Source organism: Sporosarcina sp. FSL K6-5500 (assembly GCF_038005665.1).
In the GTDB taxonomy this organism is placed as follows: domain Bacteria; phylum Bacillota; class Bacilli; order Bacillales_A; family Planococcaceae; genus Sporosarcina; species Sporosarcina psychrophila.
This window is the reverse complement of the sequence record NZ_JBBOTP010000001.1, coordinates 2,355,320-2,380,708: the sequence shown is the minus strand read 5'-3', so window position 1 is coordinate 2,380,708 and position 25,389 is coordinate 2,355,320. Positions and strand designations below refer to the sequence as shown.

Annotated in this window: 23 protein-coding genes and 1 riboswitch; of the genes, 11 read left to right on the top strand and 12 right to left on the bottom strand. The window is 40.6% G+C overall.

Annotated elements, in window-relative coordinates; translation table 11 throughout:
• Nucleotides 1-67: 67 nt before the first annotated feature.
• The gene (locus MKX62_RS11180) at nucleotides 68-1,972 is read left to right on the top strand and encodes a heavy metal translocating P-type ATPase (RefSeq protein WP_340741418.1); all 1,905 of its coding nucleotides are present in this window, start codon (nucleotides 68-70) and stop codon (nucleotides 1,970-1,972) included.
• A gap of 122 nt (nucleotides 1,973-2,094) precedes the next feature.
• Here the strand turns inward: MKX62_RS11180 and MKX62_RS11175 are convergent, their stop codons facing one another.
• Nucleotides 2,095-3,093 carry a YihY/virulence factor BrkB family protein gene (locus MKX62_RS11175; protein ID WP_335339514.1) on the bottom strand — a complete coding sequence of 333 codons (999 nt, stop codon included), beginning with the start codon at nucleotides 3,091-3,093 and terminating at the stop codon, nucleotides 2,095-2,097.
• Nucleotides 3,094-3,145: 52 nt separating this feature from the next.
• Nucleotides 3,146-3,499 (bottom strand): YtxH domain-containing protein, encoded by a 354-nt coding sequence (locus MKX62_RS11170; protein WP_340741417.1) that lies wholly within the window; start codon nucleotides 3,497-3,499, stop codon nucleotides 3,146-3,148.
• A gap of 213 nt (nucleotides 3,500-3,712) precedes the next feature.
• Between MKX62_RS11170 and MKX62_RS11165 the strand changes: the two genes are divergently transcribed.
• Both MKX62_RS11165 and MKX62_RS11160 read left to right on the top strand, forming a co-directional pair.
• Nucleotides 3,713-5,071 carry an alanine/glycine:cation symporter family protein gene (locus tag MKX62_RS11165; protein WP_067205774.1) on the top strand — a complete coding sequence of 453 codons (1,359 nt, stop codon included), beginning with the start codon at nucleotides 3,713-3,715 and terminating at the stop codon, nucleotides 5,069-5,071.
• Between the two features lie 75 nt (nucleotides 5,072-5,146).
• Nucleotides 5,147-5,368, top strand: coding sequence for a DUF1128 domain-containing protein (locus MKX62_RS11160; protein WP_338653591.1), 222 nt, complete (start codon nucleotides 5,147-5,149; stop codon nucleotides 5,366-5,368).
• Between the two features lie 60 nt (nucleotides 5,369-5,428).
• Here MKX62_RS11160 and motB read toward each other — a convergent pair whose 3' ends face one another.
• The gene (gene motB, locus MKX62_RS11155) at nucleotides 5,429-6,187 is read right to left on the bottom strand and encodes a flagellar motor protein MotB (RefSeq protein ID WP_187046645.1); all 759 of its coding nucleotides are present in this window, start codon (nucleotides 6,185-6,187) and stop codon (nucleotides 5,429-5,431) included.
• The gene (motA, locus tag MKX62_RS11150) at nucleotides 6,171-6,986 is read right to left on the bottom strand and encodes a flagellar motor stator protein MotA (RefSeq protein WP_187046644.1); all 816 of its coding nucleotides are present in this window, start codon (nucleotides 6,984-6,986) and stop codon (nucleotides 6,171-6,173) included. The genes motB and motA overlap by 17 nt, the downstream gene beginning before the upstream one ends.
• A gap of 243 nt (nucleotides 6,987-7,229) precedes the next feature.
• Between motA and MKX62_RS11145 the strand changes: the two genes are divergently transcribed.
• Both MKX62_RS11145 and MKX62_RS11140 read left to right on the top strand, forming a co-directional pair.
• Entirely contained in the window at nucleotides 7,230-8,462 is a 1,233-nt protein-coding gene (locus MKX62_RS11145) for an aminopeptidase (protein ID WP_067205763.1), read from the top strand.
• 329 nt (nucleotides 8,463-8,791) lie between these two features.
• Nucleotides 8,792-9,367 carry a beta-class carbonic anhydrase gene (locus MKX62_RS11140; RefSeq protein WP_067205761.1) on the top strand — a complete coding sequence of 192 codons (576 nt, stop codon included), beginning with the start codon at nucleotides 8,792-8,794 and terminating at the stop codon, nucleotides 9,365-9,367.
• A gap of 100 nt (nucleotides 9,368-9,467) precedes the next feature.
• Here MKX62_RS11140 and MKX62_RS11135 read toward each other — a convergent pair whose 3' ends face one another.
• The gene (locus MKX62_RS11135) at nucleotides 9,468-10,013 is read right to left on the bottom strand and encodes a GNAT family N-acetyltransferase (RefSeq protein WP_067205759.1); all 546 of its coding nucleotides are present in this window, start codon (nucleotides 10,011-10,013) and stop codon (nucleotides 9,468-9,470) included.
• A gap of 7 nt (nucleotides 10,014-10,020) precedes the next feature.
• Nucleotides 10,021-11,823 carry a M3 family oligoendopeptidase gene (locus MKX62_RS11130; protein WP_338653595.1) on the bottom strand — a complete coding sequence of 601 codons (1,803 nt, stop codon included), beginning with the start codon at nucleotides 11,821-11,823 and terminating at the stop codon, nucleotides 10,021-10,023.
• Nucleotides 11,824-11,983: 160 nt separating this feature from the next.
• Here MKX62_RS11130 and MKX62_RS11125 point away from each other — a divergent pair, with 160 nt between their 5' ends.
• The gene (locus MKX62_RS11125; RefSeq protein ID WP_067205754.1) at nucleotides 11,984-12,715 is read left to right on the top strand and encodes a tryptophan-rich sensory protein; all 732 of its coding nucleotides are present in this window, start codon (nucleotides 11,984-11,986) and stop codon (nucleotides 12,713-12,715) included.
• Between the two features lie 286 nt (nucleotides 12,716-13,001).
• Here the strand turns inward: MKX62_RS11125 and thiT are convergent, their stop codons facing one another.
• Entirely contained in the window at nucleotides 13,002-13,559 is a 558-nt protein-coding gene (gene thiT / locus MKX62_RS11120) for an energy-coupled thiamine transporter ThiT (RefSeq protein WP_187046640.1), read from the bottom strand.
• 80 nt (nucleotides 13,560-13,639) lie between these two features.
• A riboswitch (TPP riboswitch) is annotated at nucleotides 13,640-13,741 on the bottom strand.
• Nucleotides 13,742-13,979: 238 nt separating this feature from the next.
• On the opposite strand from thiT, the gene MKX62_RS11115 reads away from it, so the two are divergent.
• The 3 genes from MKX62_RS11115 to map all read left to right on the top strand — a co-directional run bounded on the left by MKX62_RS11115 (nucleotide 13,980) and on the right by map (nucleotide 15,354).
• Nucleotides 13,980-14,321 (top strand): DUF4870 domain-containing protein, encoded by a 342-nt coding sequence (locus MKX62_RS11115; protein ID WP_340741416.1) that lies wholly within the window; start codon nucleotides 13,980-13,982, stop codon nucleotides 14,319-14,321.
• 63 nt (nucleotides 14,322-14,384) lie between these two features.
• Nucleotides 14,385-14,501 (top strand): hypothetical protein, encoded by a 117-nt coding sequence (locus MKX62_RS11110; RefSeq protein ID WP_338653596.1) that lies wholly within the window; start codon nucleotides 14,385-14,387, stop codon nucleotides 14,499-14,501.
• 106 nt (nucleotides 14,502-14,607) lie between these two features.
• Nucleotides 14,608-15,354 (top strand): type I methionyl aminopeptidase, encoded by a 747-nt coding sequence (map, locus tag MKX62_RS11105; protein WP_340741415.1) that lies wholly within the window; start codon nucleotides 14,608-14,610, stop codon nucleotides 15,352-15,354.
• Between the two features lie 469 nt (nucleotides 15,355-15,823).
• On the opposite strand, the gene MKX62_RS11100 is transcribed toward map, so the two are convergent.
• The 3 genes from MKX62_RS11100 to fbpA form a co-directional block, all read right to left on the bottom strand.
• Nucleotides 15,824-16,966 (bottom strand): DEAD/DEAH box helicase, encoded by a 1,143-nt coding sequence (locus tag MKX62_RS11100; RefSeq protein ID WP_067205742.1) that lies wholly within the window; start codon nucleotides 16,964-16,966, stop codon nucleotides 15,824-15,826.
• Nucleotides 16,967-17,043: 77 nt separating this feature from the next.
• Nucleotides 17,044-18,495: an amidase family protein gene (locus MKX62_RS11095; protein WP_340741414.1), complete on the bottom strand. Its 1,452-nt coding sequence runs from the start codon at nucleotides 18,493-18,495 to the stop codon at nucleotides 17,044-17,046.
• Nucleotides 18,496-18,608: 113 nt separating this feature from the next.
• A complete protein-coding gene (gene fbpA, locus MKX62_RS11090; protein ID WP_340741413.1) occupies nucleotides 18,609-18,761 on the bottom strand; it encodes a Fur-regulated basic protein FbpA in 153 nt (50 codons plus the stop codon).
• A gap of 163 nt (nucleotides 18,762-18,924) precedes the next feature.
• Between fbpA and MKX62_RS11085 the strand changes: the two genes are divergently transcribed.
• Complete coding sequence (locus MKX62_RS11085) at nucleotides 18,925-19,977, top strand: SDR family oxidoreductase (RefSeq protein ID WP_340741412.1); 1,053 nt, start codon at nucleotides 18,925-18,927, stop codon at nucleotides 19,975-19,977.
• 882 nt (nucleotides 19,978-20,859) lie between these two features.
• On the opposite strand, the gene MKX62_RS11080 is transcribed toward MKX62_RS11085, so the two are convergent.
• On the bottom strand, nucleotides 20,860-21,501 hold the full coding sequence (locus MKX62_RS11080; protein ID WP_340741411.1) for a DUF3885 domain-containing protein: 642 nt from the start codon (nucleotides 21,499-21,501) through the stop codon (nucleotides 20,860-20,862).
• A gap of 165 nt (nucleotides 21,502-21,666) precedes the next feature.
• Complete coding sequence (locus tag MKX62_RS11075) at nucleotides 21,667-22,278, bottom strand: sterol desaturase family protein (protein ID WP_340741410.1); 612 nt, start codon at nucleotides 22,276-22,278, stop codon at nucleotides 21,667-21,669.
• 401 nt (nucleotides 22,279-22,679) lie between these two features.
• Between MKX62_RS11075 and MKX62_RS11070 the strand changes: the two genes are divergently transcribed.
• Entirely contained in the window at nucleotides 22,680-25,352 is a 2,673-nt protein-coding gene (locus MKX62_RS11070; RefSeq protein ID WP_340741409.1) for a sigma 54-interacting transcriptional regulator, read from the top strand.
• Nucleotides 25,353-25,389: the final 37 nt, after the last annotated feature.

The window sequence follows — 25,389 nt, the reverse complement described above, 5'->3', positions numbered from 1 at the left end:
AACCGACTTTCATACTTTAATGAGCCATTTGAAATTGACTATCATTATCAATTAGGAGGTAATAACTGTGACTACTCTCACTGAACAACAGCCAAAAGAAGCTATAACATGGCCAGCACATCTTGAACTGATTGCTGCGATTCTATCAGGTGCACTAATTCTTACAGCTTGGATAAGTGGTAAGTACGGATTGGAAACCCTTTCTGTCCCCCTCTATATCACCGCCTTTTTTATAGGTGGATTCGCCAAAGCGAAGGAAGGTATTGAAGATACGATTAACGACAAGGAACTGAATGTCGAGATGCTAATGGTGTTCGCAGCAATCGGTGCTGCATTTATTGGATACTGGGCGGAGGGAGCGGTCCTTATTTTCATATTTGCACTCAGTGGTGCGCTTGAAAGCTACACGCTAAATAAAAGCCATAAGGAAATCTCCGCACTTATGGAATTACAGCCTGAAGAGGCGTGGCTCCTTCAAGAAGATGGTACTGCTATTAAAGTGGCGACCTCTTCCCTAATGGTCGGATCCATTCTACTCGTCAAACCAGGTGAAAGGGTTCCGGTCGACGGGAATATCACTTTTGGTGTTTCTTCCATCGATATGTCTGCCGTTAATGGAGAATCCATTCCCGTCACAAAAGAAATCGGCGACGAACTATTCGCCGGTACAGTCAATTTAAGCGGTGCTATCCAAATAAAAATGACAAAGCCTAGTTCTGAAACACTTTTCCAAAAAATCATTACACTTGTTCAAAGTGCCCAAAGCGAGAAATCACCTTCACAGCAATTTATAGAACGATTTGAAGGAACGTATGTAAAAGCCGTTATCATCATGGTGCTAATCATGATGGTTGTGCCTCATTATTTGTTTGGATGGGATTGGATGACTACGCTCTATCGGGCAATCGTCCTGCTCGTCGTTGCATCTCCTTGTGCGCTAGTCGCATCTATTATGCCAGCGACACTTGCCGCGGTCTCTAACGGAGCAAAGAAAGGCGTTCTATTCAAAGGTGGTGTCCATCTAGAGCATTTGGGTTCACTTAAAGCGATTGCTTTTGATAAAACCGGTACTTTAACGAACGGTAAACCAATTGTCACAGACTTCTATGTACGTGATGGCGCAGATCCAGATGCAACACTAACGATACTTGCAAGTATTGAATCCCAATCGAATCATCCACTTGCTGTCGCGATTACAAAATATGCGGTCAATAAAGGAATAACCTTAGACCGAAATCTTCACATTAAAGATGTACCTGGCCACGGTATCCGGGCAATTATTGATACACAAGAATTTCTCGTTGGAAATCCACGTTTTGTCGGCAAAGAATTGACAGAGGAATTTCAGCAAGGCGTCGCCCTCTCTCTTGCCGATGAAGGTAAAACAATTATCTTCATGAGAGATGATAAAGGTATTATCGCTGCGGCAGCACTAAGAGATTCGTTGCGCCCCGAGGCCATCGAGGCCATCACACAATTGAAAAAATCAGGTATTTTAACAATCATGTTAACAGGTGATAATGAAAAAACTGCTGCCGCTATTGCGAAACAGGCCGGACTCGATTCATACGTTGCAGAATGTCTGCCGGAAATGAAAGTCCATCATTTGAAACGCCTCCTGATCGACTACAAAAACGTAGGTATGGTCGGTGACGGGATCAATGATGCACCTGCACTTGCTACCGCAACATCAGGTATCGCAATGGGTGAAGGTACCGATGTTGCACTTGAAACAGCCGATATCGTTCTAATGCAAAATGACTTGAGACGTATCTCTTATGCCATCAAGTTATCTCGTAAAATGCAGCGGATTGTGAAACAGAATGTCTTGTTCTCCATTTCAATCATTTTGGTGTTAATTGTTTCAAACTTCCTGCAAGTCGTTGATCTGCCGCTTGGCGTTATCGGCCACGAAGGTAGCACTATCCTTGTCATTTTAAACGGGCTTAGGATGCTGAATCACATTGAATAATTCATTTATATCTCTATCTAACGATATAATTGGAATAGAGATCCCCTTGTAAGGCGCCTTCGCTCCGTTTATATAGGTATTCACTCGTTCAACATATATAGAAAAAAAGCAATGCGTCATTGTTACATGACTGCATTGCTTTTTGCTTTTGCTCTTTTCAACTGAGTCCTCTCAAATGTGACGGCATTCAGCTGTCCTCCCAGTATCAGAATAATAGCTGAGAAATATAACCACATCATTAATACAATAATTGCTCCGATACTACCATATGTACCCGAATAGCTTCCGAAGTTATTGACATAATATGAGAATCCAAATGATGTCAGAATCCAGCCTACCGTAGCAAATAATGCTCCTGGCAGCACACTTATAAAGTGAATTTTTAAGTTAGGTACCAGCCAATAAATAAGTGAAAACACGAAGAAGATTAGTACAGGCGGCAATACCCAGCGCAGACTACCCCACAAAGTGATGAATCCATCTTCAAGTCCCATATAAGAGAATACTAGTACGCCAATCTGTTGCCCGAACACTGGTAATACAAGGGCGACTACCAACACGGCGACGAGTAAGATAGTAAAGACAACCGACATACCGCGGGCCACGATGAACGAACGTGATTCCTCCGTAAAATAAGATCGGTTCAAAGCTTTCGTCAGTGCGTTCATTCCTTTAGATGCTGACCACACCGTCGCAAGTATCCCAAATGATAGTAAACCACCATTGCGGTTTTGCAAGATTTCTTTTAATGTGTCCTCGATTAGCGTAGCAACGCTCTCTGGTGCATAGTCTCGAATCAATAAGAGAACTTCCGCTTGGTTAAAGTTTAGATAAGGTAACAATGTCATTATAAAGATTAGTAGGGGAAAAAGGGACAAAAGGAAAAAGAAGGCGAGTTGCGAGCCAATGCCCGTCACGTCGACTTTTTTTATCCGGACAAGCAGTTCTTTGAAAAATCCATTTGTTGTCGTGACATCAAATTGCTCAAGTTCACCTTCTTTTACATCATCCAAAAACTTCATGGCTGCGGAGTCTGCCATAAAGCCATCCATCTTCTCCTTATACTTGCTAGTTTTCTCTTCTTGGATCGGTGTAGGTGTTGAACGTTCATCATTCTTCAAACTTTCGTCACCCCTTTCAATACAGTTTACTTTTAAAACCGACACTATATTCCTATGGTGTTTCACTAACAATTGACTTGTATTCATCTTTCGATTCAACAAATGCATCCTTTGTGTCCATGACTAAACCTTTAACTTGTGGCGTAAGTGCTTTTAACTCTTCTACTTGTGCTTTAATATATGATGCATCGTCCGATAGTTGTTCAAAGATAGACTTATACTTGTCTTTCTTCTCTTCCAATTTCCATCTTAGCACATCAGTATTTTTCGCATAATACTTCATTTCCGATATACAATTATTTGATTTCTTTACGATATGTTTCCGCGTACTCCGATCGAACATACTTACAACCGCACCCGTAAGTGCACCAACAATAATAAACGTACCAAATTTGCTATTACCCATTATAAGCCCTCCAATTCAAACTCTTTCGCATATACAATTATACCCCAGCTAAAGGAAATACAAACAAATTGTCGAATTTAAAAAATAAAGCTTGACGAATGATGATAATTTTCGGAATATTGACAATAGGGATGACGAATTAGAGAGACTGAGAGGATGTGAGCTAAAAGGGAATAGGGGTTCACGAAAAATAAATTACTTGGGGGTAATGAAATGGATGGATTAACAGCTTTTTTGGATAAGGCCAGCGGATTTATTTGGGGACCGCCTTTGCTTATCCTTCTCGTCGGAACAGGTATCTTTTTAACATTAAGACTAGGACTTATTCAAATACGTATGTTGCCTTATGCACTAAAACTCGTTTTCTCAAGAAATCAGGATAAAACATCAGAAGGTGATATTTCTCACTTCCAGGCACTGATGACAGCGATGGCCGCCACAGTCGGCGTGGGGAACATCGTCGGAGTTGCAACAGCAATTTACTTTGGTGGTCCAGGCGCTGTGTTCTGGATGTGGATGGCCGGATTCTTCGGGATGGCTACAAAATATGGAGAAGCAATTCTTGCAGTTAAATATCGGGTCAAGGATGCCAATGGACAAATGGCGGGCGGACCAATGTACTATCTTGAACACGGTCTGAAAATGAAATGGCTCGGCGTCTTATTCGCTATTTTTGGCGCGATTGCAGCATTTGGAATCGGTAACGGAACACAATCGAAAGCAGTTGCCGATGTCTTGAATTCAACGTTTAGTGTTCCCCATTGGATTACAGGACTTGTTCTTGTTGTCTTAGGCGGAATGGTTATTATTGGAGGCATTAAAACGATTGGTAAGGTTACATCGTTTTTCGTCCCGGTTATGGCAGGTTTCTATTTAATAGCAGGTTTAATCGTAATGATTTTGAACTTCAACTTGATTCCAGAAGCTTTTGCAACGATATTCAAATTTGCGTTTACTGGTGAAGCAGCTGTTGGGGGCGCAATCGGTGCGGCAATCCGTTTCGGGGTAGCACGTGGTCTCTTCTCCAATGAGGCAGGTCTTGGATCTGCTCCGATTGCTGCTGCTGCAGCTAGAACAGACTTACCAGGTCGTCAAGCACTCGTTTCCATGACACAAGTATTATTCGATACCCTAATCATCTGTTCAATTACCGGGGTAACAATCGTCATGTCTGGCATGTGGAAAGACAAGAGCATTGAAGCCGGCTCTCTCACAGCTGCCGCCTTCGGCGAGTTCCTTGGAGGTGCTGGGCCGATTGTTGTTGCAATCGGATTAATATTCTTTGCAACATCAACAATTTTCGGTTGGGCTTATTACGGCGAGAAGTGTTTCCAATACCTATTCCCGAATCCTAAAGTTCTAATCTACTACCGTATTGTATTTATTGGAGTCATCTTTGTTGGTGCTACAGCAACTCTTGATGCTGTTTGGTTATTCGCTGACGTAATGAACGGACTCATGGCAATACCAAACTTAATTGGACTTCTCGGGTTATCTGGGGTCATCGTCTTTGAAACAAAACGCTTCAATGCAAAACTCAAAGAGGAAAGAGAAGCAGCAAAACGAGGTTGATTTCCAATTCTATTTGACAGTCCGGGAGAATAATGAAATGATAGGTCCAAAGCTTATCGAAAGGTGGACTATACTATGGATTTATCTAACCCAACACCAGAAAATGTTTCTTATATGATCGACAAAATTACAGAAAAACTTCGTATGGTTAATTCAGCCGCTATGAATCCGGAGAATTTCAGCACATCTAAATATGATGACTTGCACTATATGTACAAAATGGTCATGAAACGCACTAACATTACACCAAATGAAATGCAGGCAATTGCAGCTGAACTTGGTACGCTAAGAAGTTAAGCAATCAAAAAAGATTCACCGGTATGAATTTACCGATGAATCTTTTTTCTTTGGATAAATTTATTCAAATGCAGTTCCATCTTCTAGTACAAGTGGCTGGATCAATACTTCTACCCGACGATTTTTACTTCTTCCATCAGCTGTTTCATTTGATTCGATTGGCTGAAACTCGCCGTATCCTTTCGCACTGAATAAAAGTGGATTGATCTCTTCATTTCTCACAATACTTTTCAAGAAATTCACCGCTCTCATTACACTAAGCTCCCAGTTCGATTGAAATTGAGCATTTCCAATCGGAACATTATCCGTGTGGCCAGTGACGACGATATGACGAGGTGGGTCAAAAACAAGAAGTTCCGCAATATCATCTGCAATCCCTATATATTCAGGATTGATATCTGCCATTCCTGGACTAAAGAGGATACTGTCTCTAATTGTCACTAATAACCCTTCATCCGTCAGTTTGGTTTCGAACTGATTCTCCAGTTCATTCACCGCAATATACTCATCTACTCTATCCTGGATTTCACCAAGTGACTTCTGATCTTCTATATAGGATGTATTCTCATCGTTGCTACCAACCGAATCCTTCGGTATCGGCACAGGTGTAGGCGCCGCATTATCCATCACACCTTGTCCACTATCAAATATTTCACTGAACACCGCTGACATCTGTTTAAGTTTGAATTCATCTACCGAGCTTGAGGCAAATAGCACGATGAATAACGCGAGAAGAAGAGTCATAAGGTCGGAGTATGGCAAAAGCCACGACTCATCTATATGATGGTCATCCTTTTTTCTCTTACGTCTCTTCGACAAACTCCCCAGCCCCCTTATCACTATTGTTTGTAACAGCTAGCTTTCGGCGTTCTTCCGCAGATAGATAAGAAGACAGCTTCTGCTCAATAATGCGCGGTGCTTCCCCTTCAAGAACGGAGAGGACCCCTTCAATCATCATTTTCTTCTGTCTGACCTCTTCGTGCGATTTACGTTTTAATTTATTCGCAAATGGATGCCAAAGTACATATCCAGTAAAAATACCAAGCAATGTCGCAATAAAAGCTGCCGAAATCGCATGACCAAGCGCATCGATATCATTCAAATTCCCAAGTGCTGCAATCAGACCTACGACTGCCCCGAGAACCCCTAGTGTCGGCGCGTACGTGCCCGCCTGTGAGAATATTTGTGCTCCGGCAGAATGCCGATCTTCCATGGCCTCCACTTCTTCACTTAACACATCACGAATATAATCGGCATTTTGCCCATCAATTGCGAGGCCCAATCCATTTTTCAAAAACGGATCATTAATTTCATCAGTTTTTGCTTCAAGCGATAATAATCCTTCACGTCGCGCAATATCTGCCCAACTCGAAAACATACGGATAATATCGGAATCGGAAGCAAGTTTCTGTTCTTTAAAAAGTACGCCAAATAATTTAGGTACACGTTTTAATTCATTCATTGGAAATGCAATGATAACAGCTGCAAGTGTTCCTACAATTATTATTAGTATAGCTGCCATATTAAATAAGCTATCTACCGGGACACCTTTCATCGTCATACCGACAAGAAGTGCAACAAACCCTAATACTAGACCAATTACTGTTGATAAATCCATAAGTTGACCCTCCAAGTATTCCATTCTTCTTCTTATTTCGGCATCTCCGGCCTATTCTTTAGGTGAACAGAAGTAATAAATATATGCAAGTTTTCATACTGTCACAATTTATCCTGTAAAAACCCTAATGGCTAAACTAACAATCCGTGGAGATGAAGATTAACTTTTTCAATACATTTGACGTTGCAGGCCGGGCCTATAAATTGGTACTATTATAGAAGATAGAGGAAGGAGTTTTTATTTATGTCTACTTTCGAAAAACAATTATCCCGCTATGCTGAACTTGCAGTAAAGGTTGGGGTCAATATTCAACCAAATCAATACCTTTATATCAGTGCTTCAACAGAAACAACGGAATTTGTCCGTCTTGTAACTGAAAAAGCTTATGATGCGGGTGCACGTCAAGTATTTGTTGATTGGTCCGATGACACGATTTCCCGACTGCGTTATGAAAAAGCTCCAGCTGATTCTTTTGCTGAATTCCCTGAATGGAAAGTAATGGAACGCGAAACACTTGCAGAAAAAGGTGCTGCATTCATGAGTATCGTGTCCCAAAGTCCTGACTTATTAAAAGGAATTGAGCCATCGCGCATTGCCGACTCACAAAAAGCCACTGGACAGGCACTCGACAAATATCGGCAGTATGTACAGTCTGATAAAATCAGCTGGACAGTCATCGCCACCCCTTCAAAAGCATGGGCAGCAAAAGTGTTCCCAGAGCTCCCAGAAGAAGAACAGATTTCGGCACTTTGGACTGCAATTTTTAAAGCAGTACGTACAGACAAGCAAGACCCAGTGCAAGAGTGGATCAATCATGACAACCATCTGCATGCCAAAGTCGATTACTTAAATAACAAAAGATACCGCAAACTTCATTACAAAGCGCCAGGTACTGACCTGATTGTTGAATTGCCCGAAGGTCACTTGTGGTGTGGAGCCGGTAGCGTCAATGAGAAGGGAGATACTTTCATGGCTAATATGCCAACAGAGGAAGTATTCACTGTCCCTCTAAAAACGGGCGTCAACGGCTTTATATCAAGCACAAAACCGTTAAGCTATGGTGGAAATATCATCGATAACTTCAAATTAACATTTAAAGATGGACGAGTAACTGAGATTTCAGCCGAACAAGGTGAAGAAGTCTTGCAACGTCTAATTGATACAGATGAAGGTGCAAAACATCTTGGTGAAGTCGCACTTGTTCCACATGCTTCACCGATTTCCCAATCGGGTCTGCTTTTCTATAATACATTGTTCGATGAAAATGCATCGAATCATTTTGCGCTCGGCAGTGCCTATTCATTTTGTATTGAGGGTGGCAAAACGATGGCACGTGAAGAGCTTGTAAAACATGGTTTAAACCAAAGTATCACACATGTCGACTTCATGGTTGGTTCTGGGGAAATGGATATTGATGGAATTAATGATGATGGCTCTTCAGAACCTGTGTTCAGCCATGGGAACTGGGCTTTCTAATAATCGTCACAATTAGGTAAAACATTTCATGAACCCCTTAAATAATTTGGGTTTTTACTGTATACTGATGATAGTACCTAAACTAATAATTTTGAGAGGGGTCATATATATGGGCTTGATGTTCACTACAGTTATCGGCTTTATGGTTTGCCTTGGTATAACAGCTATGTTCACAATGCACTTTCTGTCTTCGGCTATGATTTCCGCCGATTCTTCAACAATTGATCCAAAACCAGACACAAACTTCTAAGAGTTGCCTTTAGGCAGCTCTTTTCTTTTTACATATTTTCAAGTATGATAAATAAAAACTTACAGAATGGGAGTATACGATGACAATTCTTTCAGAAATACTTGATTTTAATGATACATTTGTAGCTGAAAAACAATATGAACAATACGCAACAACAAAGTTTCCCGATAAGCGAATTGTAATATTAACATGTATGGATACAAGACTGACTGAGTTGTTGCCTAAGGCGATGAACTTAAAAAATGGCGATGCTAAAATTATTAAAAGCGCCGGTGCAGTCGTCACACACCCATTTGGCGGCATTATGAGAAGCTTGCTTGTAGCAGTTTATGATTTGCAAGCTGATGAAGTTTACATTGTCGGGCATCACGATTGTGGAATGAGTGCTGTCGATACAGGTCTCATTATAGAAAAAATGGTCCATCGCGGGATTGATAAAAATATCTTTAAAACTCTCAAGTACTCCGGTGTAGACATGGAAGATTGGTTACATGGGTTTGGCGATGTGACGGAAAGCGTCAAGATGAGTGTGGATGCTGTACGAAATCATCCCCTTATGGACAAAAAAGTAGCCGTTCACGGACTTGTCGTCCACCCTAATACTGGGAAGCTCGATATCATCATAGATGGCTATATGCACAATTCCAATGATTAAAATCGACGCATTTCCCGGGAAATAAACAAAAGCCGATTCCTATTTACAGGAATCGGCTTTTTATTTTAGCTATTAATTTCCGCAATGCGGTCTTACCCTTTCAAAAATCATCCTCCACAATAGCGTAGATATAATGGTCTTCCCAGACACCATTGATATAAAGGAGTTTGCGCAGCAGTCCTTCTTGGAAGTACCCAGACCTCTCCAGTACTTTTAACGAGCCGCTATTACGGGGTGAGACATATGCCTCGATCCGATGTAAAGCGACTTTATCGAATGAAAAATTAGTAACAAGACGAACCGCTTCCGTACCAATTCCCCTACCCGTTTCACGCTCATCGATTGAATAGCCGACAAAACCACTGGAAAAAGGAAGTCTTTTAATACTGTAAAGCGAGATATGACCAATTAGCCTACTTGTTGCCTTTTCGAAGATACCGAAGTTATATTCCCTTCGGTCCCGCATTTGATAAATTGACTCCCTTATTTTCTCTCTTTGGACAGCCACGGTAAAATAACTACTTTCGTGCCGTGGTTCGAAAATAGACCAGTATTCTTTATTAGCGCTAAGTAATTCCGTGAAGCTAAATGCGTCTTCCTCTGTCAATATTCGTAAATAACAAGTTTGCCCTTCAAGCAAAATCAATTCATATTCACCCTTTTACCGAAGTAAGTTCCAAGAACTCCTCAACATCTTTTATGCATAACGCTACGCCTTTTGCCCAAAACTCTTGTTTCGTAATATCCTCACCAAGATGCTTCATCGCAAGGTCTTCAACACTCATAACCGCAGTGTCCCGTAAAAGCGCCATATATTTCTGTTCAAATCCTTCTCCATCTTCTAAAGCTTTTGCATAGATGCTAAGGGAGAACAAATAGCCGAATGTGTACGGGAAATTATAGAATTGCACGCCCGTAATGTAGAAATGGAGTTTCGACGCCCAGAAGTGTGGATGTACCGTATTAAGAGCGTCTCCGTAAGCTTCTTTCTGCGCTTCTGCCATTAACTCGTTCAATCTTTCAGCCGACACGATGCCATTTCTTCGTTCTTCATAAAATCTCGTCTCAAAAAGGAATCTCGCATGGATATTCATAAAGAATGCAACACTACGTTGAATTTTATCTTCCAGTAATGCAATCTTTTCATCCTTCGTTTCCGCGGCTTTTACAGCAGCATCTGCGACAATCATCTCTGCAAATGTCGATGCCGTTTCAGCTACGCCCATCGCATATTGGCGGTTCATCCAATGCACTGGACGCAGTGCATATGAATGGAACGCGTGACCCAATTCATGGGCAAGTGTTGCAACGTTCGACATTGTTCCGCTGTAAGTCATGAAGATACGGGATTGTTCGGATGCTGGCATACCCGTACAAAAACCACCTGGACGTTTATTCGGGCGATCTTCCGCTTCGATCCAGCTATCTTCAAATGCCTGGCGAGAAAAGGCTTCCAATTCAGGACCAAACTCTCCAAAGTGTTTTAGGATGAATTCTGCACCTTCTTGATACGACATCTTCTTTGTTGATGCTGTAACTGGCGCATCAATGTCATACCAGTTCATTTTGTTAGTACCTAGCATTCTCGCTTTGACTTGCAAGTATTCTACAAACGGGGCTTTATTTACACCAATTGCTCCCCACATTGCATCAAGTGTCTCTTCGCTCATTCTATTTCGGAGGAGTGGCTCTTTCAATACTGAATCCCAACCACGTTTTTTGTATACTTCAAGCCTAAAACCCGCAATATGATTTAATGCAGATGCGAAGAAGTCCTCTTTTCCTTCCCAAGCTTCTTCCAACGCTTCAAATGAGCGCTTTCGCACATCTGCATTCTCATGCGAACTTAGGTTATTTGCCTGCCCAACGGAAAGTTCTTTCTCTTCTCCGTCCAATTCGATTTTGATTTTAATGTCACCAACGAGCATGTCGTATAACTGTCCCCACCCATGATAGCCGTCTACGCTTAGCGACGTGATCAAACTCTCTTCTTCTTCAGACAGTTTCAGGTTGACCTCTTCACGCCATTCATTCAGTACAAATGCAAATTCCTTCAGTTCATCCGATTCCATTAATCCATTCCATGTATCCTCATCTGCTTTTGCCAGCGTTTGTCGGATTTTAAGCCCGATTGTAGAAAAACGTGCCCCAAGGGAGCCGGTTTCGCCTTGCAGTTGCAATGCTTTTTTATCTGTTGTATCCGCTGCAAGGAAACACCCAATAACGGCACCTGCCTGTGACAGGTCAAGTGCAACCTCTTTTAATGATTCAATAAGGTTTACAACTTCTTTTGACGCACCAGCTGACTGAGGAACTTCAAATGCAGAAGCCGTTTCTTCTAATGAACCTAACTTTTCTTTTACGCTATCCAAATGTGTCCGTAGTTCTGTCGATCCACTTCCACCTTTAAAGAAAACGTCAAGATCCCATACTTCAGAATACGTTTTTTGCGTCACTATTATTCCCCCTTAATTCATTCAAAATTTTCTAAAAACACAACTTGATTATAACATGAATTTTCGGTATGCGAAATAATGCAATTGTGACGGAAGGTTCATACTTTCCTTCGCAGGTTCCACCATTCCTCTGTATACTATTCAGTAGGAGGATTTAAATATGTTTAGAATTATAATTATGACCTTTTCGCTCATTGCGGTCGTTCTAGTCAATGCAGCTGCGAATATAATGCCTATCAATGGAAAAACAACCGGGCAAATCTCTAATAGTTTACCGGTACTATTTACACCTGCAGGATATACCTTTTCAATTTGGGCAGTTATTTATCTGCTTCTCGCTATCTGGTTATACGGCTTTATGCGCAACACAGTAAACATTAATCATGCATTATTCAATCGGAGGGTAGTTTTGTTTGTGCTCAGCTGCCTATTAAATATCACTTGGATTTTGCTTTGGCATTTTGGTTTCTTCGGATGGACAATTATTATCAACCTGCTTCTTCTTTTAACACTGTTAACCATTTATTTTACTTATTCTATAAAAAATAGTCATATTCATGGTAGAGTTCCGATTGCTGTCTATCTAGGATGGGTTTTTGTCGCGACCATTGCAAATATCAGTTACGTCCTTACTTTGCATGAATGGTCTGGTTGGGGACTAAGTGACCCGCTATGGACCGTCATCTACTTGACTATCGCAACCGCTATTGCACTTCATTTTTTATACCATTACGCGGATATAGCATTTAGTGCTGTCTTCATATGGGCATTTATAGGTATCACTGTAAAAAACGGTGCTGATGAACTATTCGTCTCTGCCGCAGCCCTATTTCTTGCAGCTACAATCGCAGGATTCATGTTCTTCAGACGAAAGTCATTCACACCTAAATAAAAGTGCAAGACGCTGTTTAGCCCCGACAAGCGCTGAAAGACTTGAAGACAAAGGCGGTCTTTGCCTTTTCGGCAAGACTGAAATTAAAGGAAGGCAGTCTAAAATCGCGACATCCTGTCGCAACAAGGAGGGATGTAGCTCAATCCCTCCCCACTGCATGACCCACTTCGTGTGGGCCCAGGGGGCTGGCGTCTGGAGTCTAGACATCGATCCATGTAGAACAACTTATACTTTCTTACCTTTAAAAAAATCGCCGTCCTCCCACATTGGGCAGAACGGCGATTTTCTATTTTCTCTCTAAAAGACGCGGTGCTGTAGTGAATAATATTGACGCAACAATTGCTGATAATATTATTGAAGGTATCATGTAACTTGCATTGTATACGAGTGAATAGAGCCATACGGGCTGTCCCTCAGGTGCATAAGATGCAAAAAATACAATTCCACCAATGAAGTGAATCAAGTATCGAAGTAGGCCACCGATAACTGTCCCCACAACGATTGCTGTAACCATTGAGCCTTTGTTGCCTTTTACTTTACTACTTAACAGCCATGCAAGTGTAACACCTGCCACTCCAACCAACGTGTACGCCACGAAGTAATCAAGGGCAGCCTGTATTATATTAAAGACATAGCCTCCCATCATCAGTTGCAATAACCCGCTGACGAAGCCAGTCAGCATACCGCCTGCAATCCCCCATCTAAATGCCATGACAACAATCGGCAACATTGACAGCGTAACCGAGCCACCCTGTGGCATTTTAAAACCAATCTGATCAAGTACAAATGAAATTGCACCTAAAATAGCTATTTCAAGTAAAAGTTGAAGTCTTTTCCGATCCAAATTAATTCATCCCTTTCCTAGCTCAGCGAAAGATGTGGGCATAAAAAAAGACATCCCGAAATAGATGGGACATCGAATATGTCAATTTCCATCCACATTCCTACGCAAGAATAATCTTACAGGTTCTAAGGGTCAGGACGTGCTGTCCAATCTCAGCCAAATAGGCTCCCCCTGTGGTTCCAGTAATTTAGTTGTCTAGTTCATTGTATAAGATGGGGATCCTATAAGCAAGATGATTAACAGGGATGATAATTATCCTATATATGTTGAAATTAAGAATTCCATTAAATTCGCTGCGGCGCTAGGAGATGCCGCCAATCTCAGGCTCCAGTTAACCCTTGTATGGCCTCTTCGCCAAGTTTAATCTAGGGATTCATTTACTCAATATATATATAGTTAAACTAAAATGGAGGGATTCGTGTGTCGAACAATAAACTGTTAGCCGCCCTATGCTACTTTAGTGTCTTCTTCACCCCTTTACTTATACCCGTCATTATTTATTTCGTTTCGGATGACCGTGAAGTAAAACACCATGCCAAGCGCTCTCTCGTTTCACATCTTGTTCCTGTCGTACTTCTTATTGCAGGATTTATCATTTTTTCTTTTTCAATGTTTTCCTTTACCTACGACCTGAATGTAATGCCTAGTGGTAACTTTGGATTTTGGAAATTAACACCTGTCTTATTCATGCTAGTTTATGGAGTTTTGCTCATAGCAATTCTAATTTGGAATGTGTTTCAAGGTGTTAAAGTATTGAAGTGAATGTTTATAAAACCACCTATTCGGGAAAAAAGTAACAAATGCTGTGTTTAGGAGTGATTCGTAATGAATATTGGAAAATTATTAAAAACCGCTATTAAATTGGCGCCTATCGTCTATCCGATTGTTCGCAAAGTAATGAAAGAAAAAAAAGCAACAAGCACGACAATCCCAAAGAAATAATTCGACAGTCTGCAAACGTTTTTTAAGTTTGTAGGCTTTTTTGTTCAGCTCCATATGATATAGTATGGTATGGAAAAGAATGAACGGAAGAAAGGATTTGAACATAATGATTGCAAAGACTGAACAGGAAATTGAAGCGTTAAAGAAAATCGGCAAAATTGTTGCTGAAATCAGGGAAGCGATGAAAGAAGCAACTGTCCCTGGTAAAACGACGAAAGAAATTGATGACATCGGCGGTCGCCTATTCGAAGAAAAAGGTGCAATTTCAGGTCCTATCGCAGAATATGATTTCCCTGGATTTACATGCATCAGCGTCAACAGTGAAGTTGCCCATGGCATGCCTGGTTCCCGCGTCATAGAAGATGGAGATCTCGTTAATATTGACGTCTCAGGTTCCTACAATGGTTATTTTGCTGACACTGGCATTTCATTTGTTGTCGGTACACCCGATAAAAAGAAACAACAATTATGTGATGTGGCTAAGAGTGCATTTGAACGTGCAATGACGAAAGTTAAAGCAGGTTCAAGCTTAAACCAAATTGGTAAAGCAGTTGAACGCGAGGCAAAAGAAAATGGCTTAAAAGTCATCAAAAACTTGACTGGCCACGGCATCGGTAAAGCGTTGCACGAAGAACCTTCGCATGTACTCAATTATTATGACGCTTGGGATAAGACGCTTCTGAAAGAAGGAATGGTTCTGGCAGTTGAACCGTTTATCTCTGAAAAAGCAGAGCATATTATTGAATCAGGGGATGGCTGGACGTTCATTACACCAGACAAATCTCTTGTGGCTCAAATCGAACATACAATTATCGTCACAAAAGGCGAACCAATTATTTTGACGCAACTATAATTAGTGCCTAATGCGTCCTTTCAATATATATAGAAAAGGGCTGTCCCTGGAAATCCAATGCACTTGGATTCCTGGATAGCCCTTTTTATTATTGTCTAGATATGTGGTAATAAAATATTCCATTAAATTCACTACTGCGCTAGGGGATGCCTTCACTCGATTTATATAACTATTTTCCCACGTCTATTGATTAATCAAAAATCACCAGTGAATAACATGATCACCTACTGGGCGCTACTTGTATTCACAACAGGATTACCGAAAAAAGTGTGGCTAGAAGTGACAGAGTCACTTCTAGCCACACTTGCCTCATGGTAAATGTGTCGTGAATAGTTTGCCGAAAGCGAACCGGAAATGATTCAGTGAAAACGGATTTTTCTAAGCCCTATTCACCAGTGTTTTATGCAAATAAATGGTTAATCAACACACGTGCTATTTTCCCGACATATATAGATCCCTTGCGCTTGTCTTATTTCTTTTTAGGAGCTGCAATTGTTTTTGAATTTCCTTCGGCAAGATGGCCTTTATACCATACTTTTTGAACCGTTTTAATTCCTTTAGTCAGCTTACGATAATCTCGTTCTTCTGGGTACGACAACAATGTCAATACTTCCCCGTCTCCGCCTGCTCGTCCAGTTCTGCCTGAACGGTGTAAATATTGCTCAACCGTATGTGGCACGTCGATGTGAATAACATGTGTTAAGCCATCAATGTCTAGCCCTCGTGCCGCAAGATCAGTTGCTATCAAAATCTTCAACTCGCCTTTACGGAAACTTTCCAATGTTTGCTGTCTCTCAAATTTCGTCATTTCTGAATGAAGAACCGCAATTGGTGCTTCGTTATACCTAAGCTTCATTTCTTTCATGCGAAGCTGATCCACATTATTAATAAATGCAAGAGCACGAATTCCATTCAAATAAGAAATCCCACGCAATACATCCGTTTTGTCCCGTGCATCCGTTTTCACAAATGAATGAACGACCTTACCCGATTTCGGCATTTCTTCCGCTCCAACTTGGATGCGGATTGGATCATTCATAAACTTGCTAGCAACAATTTCAATTTCATCTGTAATTGTCGCAGATACGGCAATAACTTGTCTTTCCGGATTTGCCGCTTCAATCATATTTTTCACAACGACACGATGATCACGCGCTAAAAGCTGATCACCTTCATCAAGAACAATGTGACGAATATCATGCATTTTCAACTTTCTGACCTTGATAAGTTCAGCCAATCGACCAGGTGTTCCAACAACAATTGTTGGTTTTTTCTTCAATTGTTCAATCTGACGCTGCATATTAGCTCCGCCAATTAGTTGTGTAACCGTGATACCAGTTCCTGTTACCCATTCTCTGATAACATTAACGATTTGCATCGACAGTTCCTGTGATGGTGTTATAATCAGCGCCTGCGTCTGTTTTTTATCGCCATCAACCAATTGCAAAAGTGGCAATACAAATGCAAGTGTCTTGCCCGAACCCGTCGGTGACTCTGCAACGATATCTTTACCTGCTAGCATTTCAGGAATCATTTTCTCCTGGATTGGCATTTCGTACTCAAACTTCCATTTTTCTTTAAACATTTCGTCCATATTTTCTAAGAAGGACATCATTATCCCCACTTTCACTCTATTCCTTTCAGTTTATCATAATAGGCTCTGCTACACTCTATTTCTGACAAAACTGATTAAGGTTTTTTCCGTGCGTTGACATGCTGTTCGAACGCGTATGCATAGCCTATTAATTCAGGTTCAGTAAATGCTTTCCCTGAAAATGTAATGCCAAACGGTTCACCTGCCTCGGAATAGGCTGCTGGAACAGTAACAGATGGGAAACCCGCTGCCGCTCCGAAACTGCATCCATGATCTTGTGGAAATACTAGCGCTTGAATAGCATGCTCATCAAGTGCTTTGCCAAGTGCGATGTCCCCTGCCAAATGACGATTGCGGAGAAGTGCCTCGATATAAGCCCTTTCCGTCAGCGTTCCACTTGTTCGCTCCACTTTTTCCAGCATCACTTGACCGAATTTCAATGTTTCTTCCGCATGCTCATTGTTGAAGTTGATAATATCGGACAATGTACGAATCGCATTTGTTGCAGGTGTCTTCCCTAGATACGCATTCAAGGTCGCTTTAAATTCATAGAGAAGCACATTATAACCGAGGTCATTTTCCATTGTCCCTAATTCTACATCATCTATGATTACAGCTCCTGCTGCCTCGAGTTCTTTGAGCGCGGCATCGAAAAGGTTCAAACGTTCCGTAGATGCTTCTCGTTCGAAAATCGTTCTTGCAACGCCAAGACGAACACCTTCAAGTGCTCTACTATCAAGCACAGACGTCCAGTCAATTCCTACTAGACGGGATGCCTCCGCTGTTACAGGGTCTTCTGGGTCCGTGCCAATCAGCAGGCTAAATGTAATTGCTGCGTCGTGTACGGTCCTTGCCATAGGCCCCGGAGTATCCTGTGTGTACGAAAGAGGCATCACCCCTGTACGGCTGATTGTTCCTACAGTCGGCTTAATGCCAACGAGCGAGTTCTGCGCTGAAGGGTTAAGGATTGATCCGGTCGTCTCCGTACCAATTGCCACAGCTGCCATATTTGCTGCAATGCCTGCAGCGGCACCCGAACTCGATCCACCGACATCAAATAAACCATATGGATTATTCACTTGACCACCACGTGAACTCCAGCCGTTCGTCATCCGATCGGACATAAAATTCGCCCACTCTGTCATATTCGTCTTTCCGAGAATAATAGCTCCCGCATCACGTAATTTCTTAACGAGAAAAGAATCCTCTGCCGCATAGAAATCCTTAAGCGCAAGTGACCCACAACTCGTATGCATCATGTCGCGGGTCCCCATATTATCTTTCAATAAAATCGGAATACCATGAAGAAGTGAACGGATCCCTTTTTCCCGTCTTTCTACGTCAAGAGCCCTAGCAATCTGTACAGCTTGTGGGTTCAACTCAAGCACTGCATTTAAATTTTTGTTCCTATATGAGATCGTGTCAATATACATAAACGTAAGCTCTTCAGCCGATAACTCTCCGCTACTCATCTTTACCTGCATAGCAGAAATTGTTGCTTCATCTAGCCAATCGCTTTGAAGTTTTTTTAACTTGTCATCTAACATCGGATTTCCCCACCATTCTGAACCTTATCGCACTAGTTTACCTCAATTGGTTAAACATAAGACAATACACGCTAAAAATACCGGCTGATGCAATGGTTCCAGCCGGTACGATATTATTCGGTACGTATTATATAGGCTTTCATAAGTGCGTAAAGCGGGAGTTCGTAAAGATGTTTCCCATGTAGTTTGAAAACCCCATCTTTCACAAGTCTTTGGATGACTTTCTCTCTCTTCAAATCCATCTGTGTTTCTTCCATCTTTCTCATGCTGTAAGTTCCTCCTTGATGTCGAATCCACAACATGTATTCCTCTAATGACCTTATTTCAAACATAAAACCGCTAATTTTTCACTTAAGCAACCATATATGCGATAATTAGAATAGCAATTGGACGGAGATAAGTTCTGTCCTATTCATGGAGGGATTTAGGTTGACGATTTTCTTAACGGGTTCTACTGGCTTTCTTGGTGGTAAATTACTAAATAACTTACTAGAAACGACTGATCATACATTATTTGTACTCGTTCGGGATATGGACAAAGCTCAACGACTTGTCGCGAGTCTCTCAGGGGATGCCGCGAACAGAATCCAACTTTTAAACGGCGATATTACACAACCGCTTTTCGGACTTTCTGACGATGTCATTCATGAATTACAAGGCAAAGTCGACCTGTTTTATCACATCGCAGCTCTTGTGAAATTCGATGAAGAATTACGTAAAGAGCTCTTTTCAGTCAATTACGAAGGTACAAAAAACGCGTTGGAATTGGCCAAACTATTTAATGTAAATCAATTCATTTATATCAGCACTGCTTACACTGTTGGGAAACGTGCGCATGGTGTAGAATCACTCTATCCAATCGATGCAAACGTTCATAATCCTTATGAGGAGAGCAAAGTAAAATCCGAACACCTTGCCCTGTCCTATTCCGATTGTATGGATGTATCAATATTCCGTCCTTCAATTATTGTTGGTGATTCTGAAACAGGCGAAGCTGATTCTGAGTTCACGCTTTACGGTTTTATGCGGGCACTTGATGTGTTCAAGCGTCGTATCGCTAGATCTTCTGACAAGGCTGATGTGATTTACCGTGTCGTCGGAAGTAAAAACGCAACATCGAACTTTGTTCCAGTCAATTACGTCGCTGATATTTTAGCATTGGCTGCAAGTAAAGCGGAGGCTGGCAAGATTTACAACATCACAAACCCCTCGCCTGCGACGAATTACGATCTTCTATCTCTCATCAAAAACGCACTTGATTTTCAACAGTTGGAAATCATCGAGAACGCAGAACCTGGAATGCTGACAGCTGAGGAAGAGAGGCTGAACGGCATGATTAGTGTATTCAATGCCTACTTATCCCGCTCATTCAATTTCGATGACAATAACACGCAGCTACTTATTGAAGGAACTGATGTTAAGCATTTGGAGATGGACGAACAAACGACAAAGTTAATCATCGAAGCTTACTTCGCTGTTTAGAAATATATTTCAACACGTCTGGTGAGTAGGGCTTGATGACCTTGATTTTCACTGGACTATTTTCGGCCCGCTTTCGGCTAACTATTCATGACAGATTTACTGAGGGATCCTAGTGTGGCTAGAAGTGTCTCCGACACTTCTAGCCACACTTTTTTCAGTAATCCTGTTGCAAATAGTTGCCTGTCGCGTTCCTACACTATTCAAGTGAAAAATGCAGTAGTTTTGGAAGAAAAGAATAGATGATATTCTATGTAGAGTGTAAGTGCCCGAAGATACAATTTCGGGCACTCTTGCACGTTGTACAATGCGTTCCTTTCTTACTTTCAGTAAAGTTTATGCATCTAATTCATGTGATGTCTTATAGAAAGCGACACTTCTTTACTAAAAAAAGTAAAAACCATATAGGAAGAATCAGCCGGATATGAAGCCAAAAATTCTTTCGTCCTTAAAAGCTTCAGCGCTACGAGTACTCATGGATTTGGAGCACGACAGATAAAGTTAATCTTCAATCAGAGGGGGGTTCTTCATCCCCCACTGATTGTTAGTTTAACCATTCGGGCTTTTACGGGCAGTTGAACCCCCACTTATTCTTCTTGTGTCCTTGAATACTTGAAGTGGGGGTCTTACTGCCCGTTAATGCGGGATAAAGGACCACTATACGATTACCTACACATCTCGGTAATCGTATAGAAGTCATCCAATCCAAAGTCAACTATACACGTAGCGCGCTGTAGCCGATCATGTTATTCACTGGTTACTTTTGGTTAATCAACAGACGTAATATTTCAAAAAAATATCAAAAGGACGAATACCAATATGGTTTCGTCCTTTTTTATACGCAAAGAATCTTTAATTGAGAGTATCGCTTTTGAATCGAACTACTCAATTAAATACTTTATCAATCTTTTCTCTATCATAATCCAATATCCAATCGTTATATTTCGTATAGATACTCCGAATTGCTTCCGGGGACTTAGCCACCAAATCACAGCCTCTGTCATCATACACATGGAAGATGGTTTCATTTTTCACATTGATAAAAAAGACTCGATTATTAATACTCGGTTTTACTCCCATATCAGTATTGCATATGGCTTTTAAGAGGGAGACGTATCTAATGTCAGAGGTTTTACATTTAAGAATAAAGAGATGTGTTTTGTATTTACCGTCTTCATCGTCTTCGGGAATTATGTAAGGAATCATCTTATGCTGTAATTTGTACAGAACAGACTTATCCCGTACATACCGTGAGAACAAATTCAATTTCCCACGGAACGCCCATTTACCTCCGTAATCATGTGCATTTACCACAACTAAAATCTCTTCATCCTCTTGGTGTAAAGACTCAAACAAAGTGATAGCCCTGTCGTAAACTCCTCTAAGATAGACACTACCTTCTTTATTCTCTTCCCTTTTCCAGTCCACTCCTAATTCAAATCGAATACCAATGTCCCAGTTATAAAACAATGGTGGCGTAAGAACTAAGTTTGGGAAATTTGTTGCCATAAACTTTTCTAACTCCATATTTTTTGCTCCAATCTTCGTAGAAAAATTTGCGTTTCATTTTCTGCTCTCTAAGTCCTCTCTCACTAAGCAAGACATGTTCTTGAAATGTTTCTTACTATTAATACGTTGCGAGAACATGTTAAGTTTCCCTAGTTGCAATAACCAGGGAAACGAGTATTGTACTTACACCCTGTTTTCCAAATTACGTGCGGTCGGACTTTTTTCAACTTCCTTGTTTTCTTTAAAGGTTCCAAGCGTTTTATCGAATGAAGTATGGGTGACACCAAACCAATAATTCTCATTTTTAAAGTGATGCAAAAGATGGTGCTTCTTAATATATTTCCCCATTTTCGTACGGGGTTGTATTGGCTTATGGGCAATATAATGTTTCCATTCATAATAGAGGAAGTAAGCCACTAAGCCCGTCGCGAATGACGCCGTCAGGTTCGTGCTCCCCGTTATTAGGAATACAATAAGTCCATAAATGATAAATCCCGGAATACTGAACCATAACGGCAGAAACAATAATTTCAAATCATCTGGATCGACATGATGATCATAGTGTAACCGTTTGATCATCTTCAGCATAAACGGGTTTTCTGGAGTCTTAATGTGAAATAAAAAACGGTGAACCATGTATTCACTTGTTGCATATGTCAGCATTCCCAAGACTAAAGCAACCCACGTCCAAAGATGGAGTACATGTGGAACGGTTAATGAAGCACAAACTATCAAAATAAGCAGCATAACAGCAATGTCAGGAAAAGCGCCGAACTCCCTCAAGTATTTCCTCATTTACAAGCATCCCCCTTTCCTTATAATTATATATAAATAATTCAGACAACTCAACCATCTACTAATCATCCAATTGTAAAGATCATTTATTTTAGCAACTATAAGGTCAAAAGTATCCTTTATCATTTCAATCCATTACTGCCGCTATTAGTTATAAGTACCTATCTCCTGTTTCACCTTCGTTAGAAAGCCAGACGCGAGAAGTCTTTTTGTTTCGGTATAAGGCTACTAGACCTTTTGAAATCCCAGTCTTCGCTTGAAACTCCAATTGTAGGTGGAATGAAACTTGGTTCAAGTCTTCTATCTGATTGAACTTGTTTGTGATACCATGGTAGAAATAAAGATAATACCGAACTATTCATATTAGTTGAAACAATGTAGCCGCTTGAGGAGGAATACATATGGGCCGTAAAGACGATATTTTTTATTATATTAAAAAAGTAAAAAGTAGTGTCTCCGCCATCGAGGTAGCCGAACACCTTCAACTTGATCGGTCAAATGTCAGTAGATATTTAAATGTACTTTACAAAGATGGTTTAATTGAAAAAACTAGCGGGAAACCAATCCTCTATTTTTATAAGGAGTTATTGCCTAAACCAAAATATGCAGAACCCAATCACGATGCGTTTTCTCACTTAATCGGTACGGAAGGAAGTTTGAGAATTTCCGTCCAACAAGCGAAAGCCGCAATCCACTATCCACCAAGGGGTTTGCACACTTTAATTCTAGGTAAAACAGGCACTGGAAAATCCTTTTTCGCTAAAATTATGTACAACTATTCTCTTGAGTCAAAATGTATCGAAGAGAATGCCCCTTTCATTCAATTCAATTGTGCGGATTATGCTCAAAATCCCCAGCTGTTGTTCGGACATATTTTCGGAGTGAAAAAAGGGGCTTTTACAGGGGCCACTGAGAATCGGATAGGGCTAATCGAAAAAGCCGATAAAGGGGTCTTGTTTTTAGATGAAATTCATCGGTTACCTCCCGAAGGCCAAGAAATGCTATTTACTTTCATCGATAAAGGGGAATTTCGAAGCTTAGGGGATAGTGAGGAAACGAAAACCGCTTCTGTCCAAATCATCGGGGCCACTACGGAATCTACGGAATCTTATTTACTTGAAACTTTCACAAGAAGGATTCCGATGACGATAACATTGCCCTCATTAGAGGAGCGCCAATTTGAAGAACGTTATCAGCTAATCGAGCACTTTCTTATCCAGGAGTCAGGATCTTTGAATGAGACCATCTATGTTGAAAGGCATGCACTAACCGCATTTTTACTTTATCGTACGACTGCTAACATTGGTCAATTACAGCGTGATTTAAAACTCGCTTGCGCAAAATCTTTTTTGCATTATATATCAAATCAAACATCGAGCATCCTAATTCGGCAGAATGACCTATCAATCCATGTCCAAAAAGGATTACTGGACGTTAAACAATATCGAGAAAAAATGGATGGACTCATTGATACGGAAAAGAAAGTTTTCACGTTTTCCCATAAAGATGAAAGTACTGAGTATATTGACCAAGAACACGAGGAAAATCTTTATCAAAATATGGAGAACAAGTTAAAACAACTCCACCAAGAGGGTAAGAACGATAAAGAGATTCAAACAGAATTGCTTGTTGATTTCAATCAATATTTTGATGAATACATTGACCATTTACCACAAGTTGGTTTAAAAGAAATGGTTAATAATCAAATTTTGGAGATCACTGATAAGATTTTCCACTTTGCAGAACTAGAATTAAATCGTTCCTTTAAGAAGAAAATGAAATTTGCCTTTGCACTTCATTTACAAAGAACAATTGAGCGAATCGAACAGAACAACTTGATCTCACATCCCAATTTAAATAAAATTCATAAAAAATATCCAAAAGAATTTAAAGTCGCCATTGAAGCTGCACAAATGATAGGAAATGAAGTCGGTGTAGAAATTCCACTTGACGAAATCGGTTTTATCACCATGTTTTTAGTACCCGAAATAGAAGAAAACATGTATACCCAAGAACACAAGGTCATCATTATCGTCGTTATGCATGGAAACTCGACTGCAACTAGTATGTTAATGACTGTTCAGGATCTATTAGGCGTACGACTCGGGAAGGCTTTTGATATGCCACTTTCAATGGATGCACGGGATATGTATGACCTTATCAAAGGTGCAATACATGATCTACAACCGACAAAAGGAGTCTTATTCCTTGTAGATATGGGCTCACTTTCTTCCTTTGGCCATATGATTTTTGAAGAGATGGGCATAAAAACAAAAACAGTATCAATGGCAAGTACACCTGTAGTAATGGAAGCGGTTCGAAAAGCTTCATTAGGAAGAAGCTTGGAAGATATATATCATAGCAGTAAGCAATTACTTGAAAATCAGTTCAGTTCGTCGGCATCCCTTCCGAAACCATCCAAAAAAGCCATCATTACAGCTTGTTTCACAGGCGATGGTGTCGCTAAAATGATTAAAGAACAGTTAGAAAAAGTTGTAAAAGGAAAAAATATCGAACTTATTACTTTACAATTTCTTCATCGGCAATCTTTCACAGAAAAAATCGATCAATTACTAGAGGACTATAATATATTAGCGATTGCAGGGACTGTCCAATTCGAATACTTCAATATCCCTTACTTTTCACCGATTGAAATCTTCCAGGACCATCATTTAAAAAGATTAGAAAATTTAATTGGTAATCATGAACCCTATAGCGAGATGGTAGAAGCACTTGAAAATCACTTTAAAATGATTCCCTCTGTCTCTCGTTTAATACAACTGTTGCAAAAAACCGTGATTAAACTTGAATTGCAATTGAGCATCACACTGGATACTGGGGTCGATACGGGCATTATCCTCCATTTAGCCTTTCTCATTGAAAATATGAGATTAAATCAACCAGCACGTCCATTCCCTAGTCCAAAAAAGTTTCATCAAGAGCATGCAGACAAGCTCGCGATTGTGAAAACTATCTTATATAGCTTAGAAGTCGAATATGATATTACCTTTGCAGAAAGTGAACAGATGCATATTTATAAAATGTTTGTAGAAAACAATCGTATCTCAACATAGTTCCCTAAAAAAGTGAGGTGTGTGAACGTTTACACAC

What these genes read in the sequence shown, in the direction of transcription:
- MKX62_RS11145 (WP_067205763.1), top strand. Translation starts at nt 7,230, where the DNA reads ATGTCTACTTTCGAAAAACAATTATCCCGCTATGCTGAACTTGCAGTA.
- MKX62_RS11165 (WP_067205774.1), top strand. Translation starts at nt 3,713, where the DNA reads ATGGATGGATTAACAGCTTTTTTGGATAAGGCCAGCGGATTTATTTGG.
- fbpA (WP_340741413.1), bottom strand. Translation starts at nt 18,761, where the DNA reads ATGAGAAAGATGGAAGAAACACAGATGGATTTGAAGAGAGAGAAAGTC.
- MKX62_RS11100 (WP_067205742.1), bottom strand. Translation starts at nt 16,966, where the DNA reads ATGTCCTTCTTAGAAAATATGGACGAAATGTTTAAAGAAAAATGGAAG.
- MKX62_RS11170 (WP_340741417.1), bottom strand. Translation starts at nt 3,499, where the DNA reads ATGGGTAATAGCAAATTTGGTACGTTTATTATTGTTGGTGCACTTACG.
- map (WP_340741415.1), top strand. Translation starts at nt 14,608, where the DNA reads ATGATTGCAAAGACTGAACAGGAAATTGAAGCGTTAAAGAAAATCGGC.
- MKX62_RS11070 (WP_340741409.1), top strand. Translation starts at nt 22,680, where the DNA reads ATGGGCCGTAAAGACGATATTTTTTATTATATTAAAAAAGTAAAAAGT.
- MKX62_RS11140 (WP_067205761.1), top strand. Translation starts at nt 8,792, where the DNA reads ATGACAATTCTTTCAGAAATACTTGATTTTAATGATACATTTGTAGCT.
- MKX62_RS11125 (WP_067205754.1), top strand. Translation starts at nt 11,984, where the DNA reads ATGTTTAGAATTATAATTATGACCTTTTCGCTCATTGCGGTCGTTCTA.
- MKX62_RS11080 (WP_340741411.1), bottom strand. Translation starts at nt 21,501, where the DNA reads ATGGAGTTAGAAAAGTTTATGGCAACAAATTTCCCAAACTTAGTTCTT.
- MKX62_RS11160 (WP_338653591.1), top strand. Translation starts at nt 5,147, where the DNA reads ATGGATTTATCTAACCCAACACCAGAAAATGTTTCTTATATGATCGAC.
- MKX62_RS11095 (WP_340741414.1), bottom strand. Translation starts at nt 18,495, where the DNA reads ATGTTAGATGACAAGTTAAAAAAACTTCAAAGCGATTGGCTAGATGAA.
- MKX62_RS11075 (WP_340741410.1), bottom strand. Translation starts at nt 22,278, where the DNA reads ATGAGGAAATACTTGAGGGAGTTCGGCGCTTTTCCTGACATTGCTGTT.
- MKX62_RS11110 (WP_338653596.1), top strand. Translation starts at nt 14,385, where the DNA reads ATGAATATTGGAAAATTATTAAAAACCGCTATTAAATTGGCGCCTATC.
- motA (WP_187046644.1), bottom strand. Translation starts at nt 6,986, where the DNA reads ATGGATTTATCAACAGTAATTGGTCTAGTATTAGGGTTTGTTGCACTT.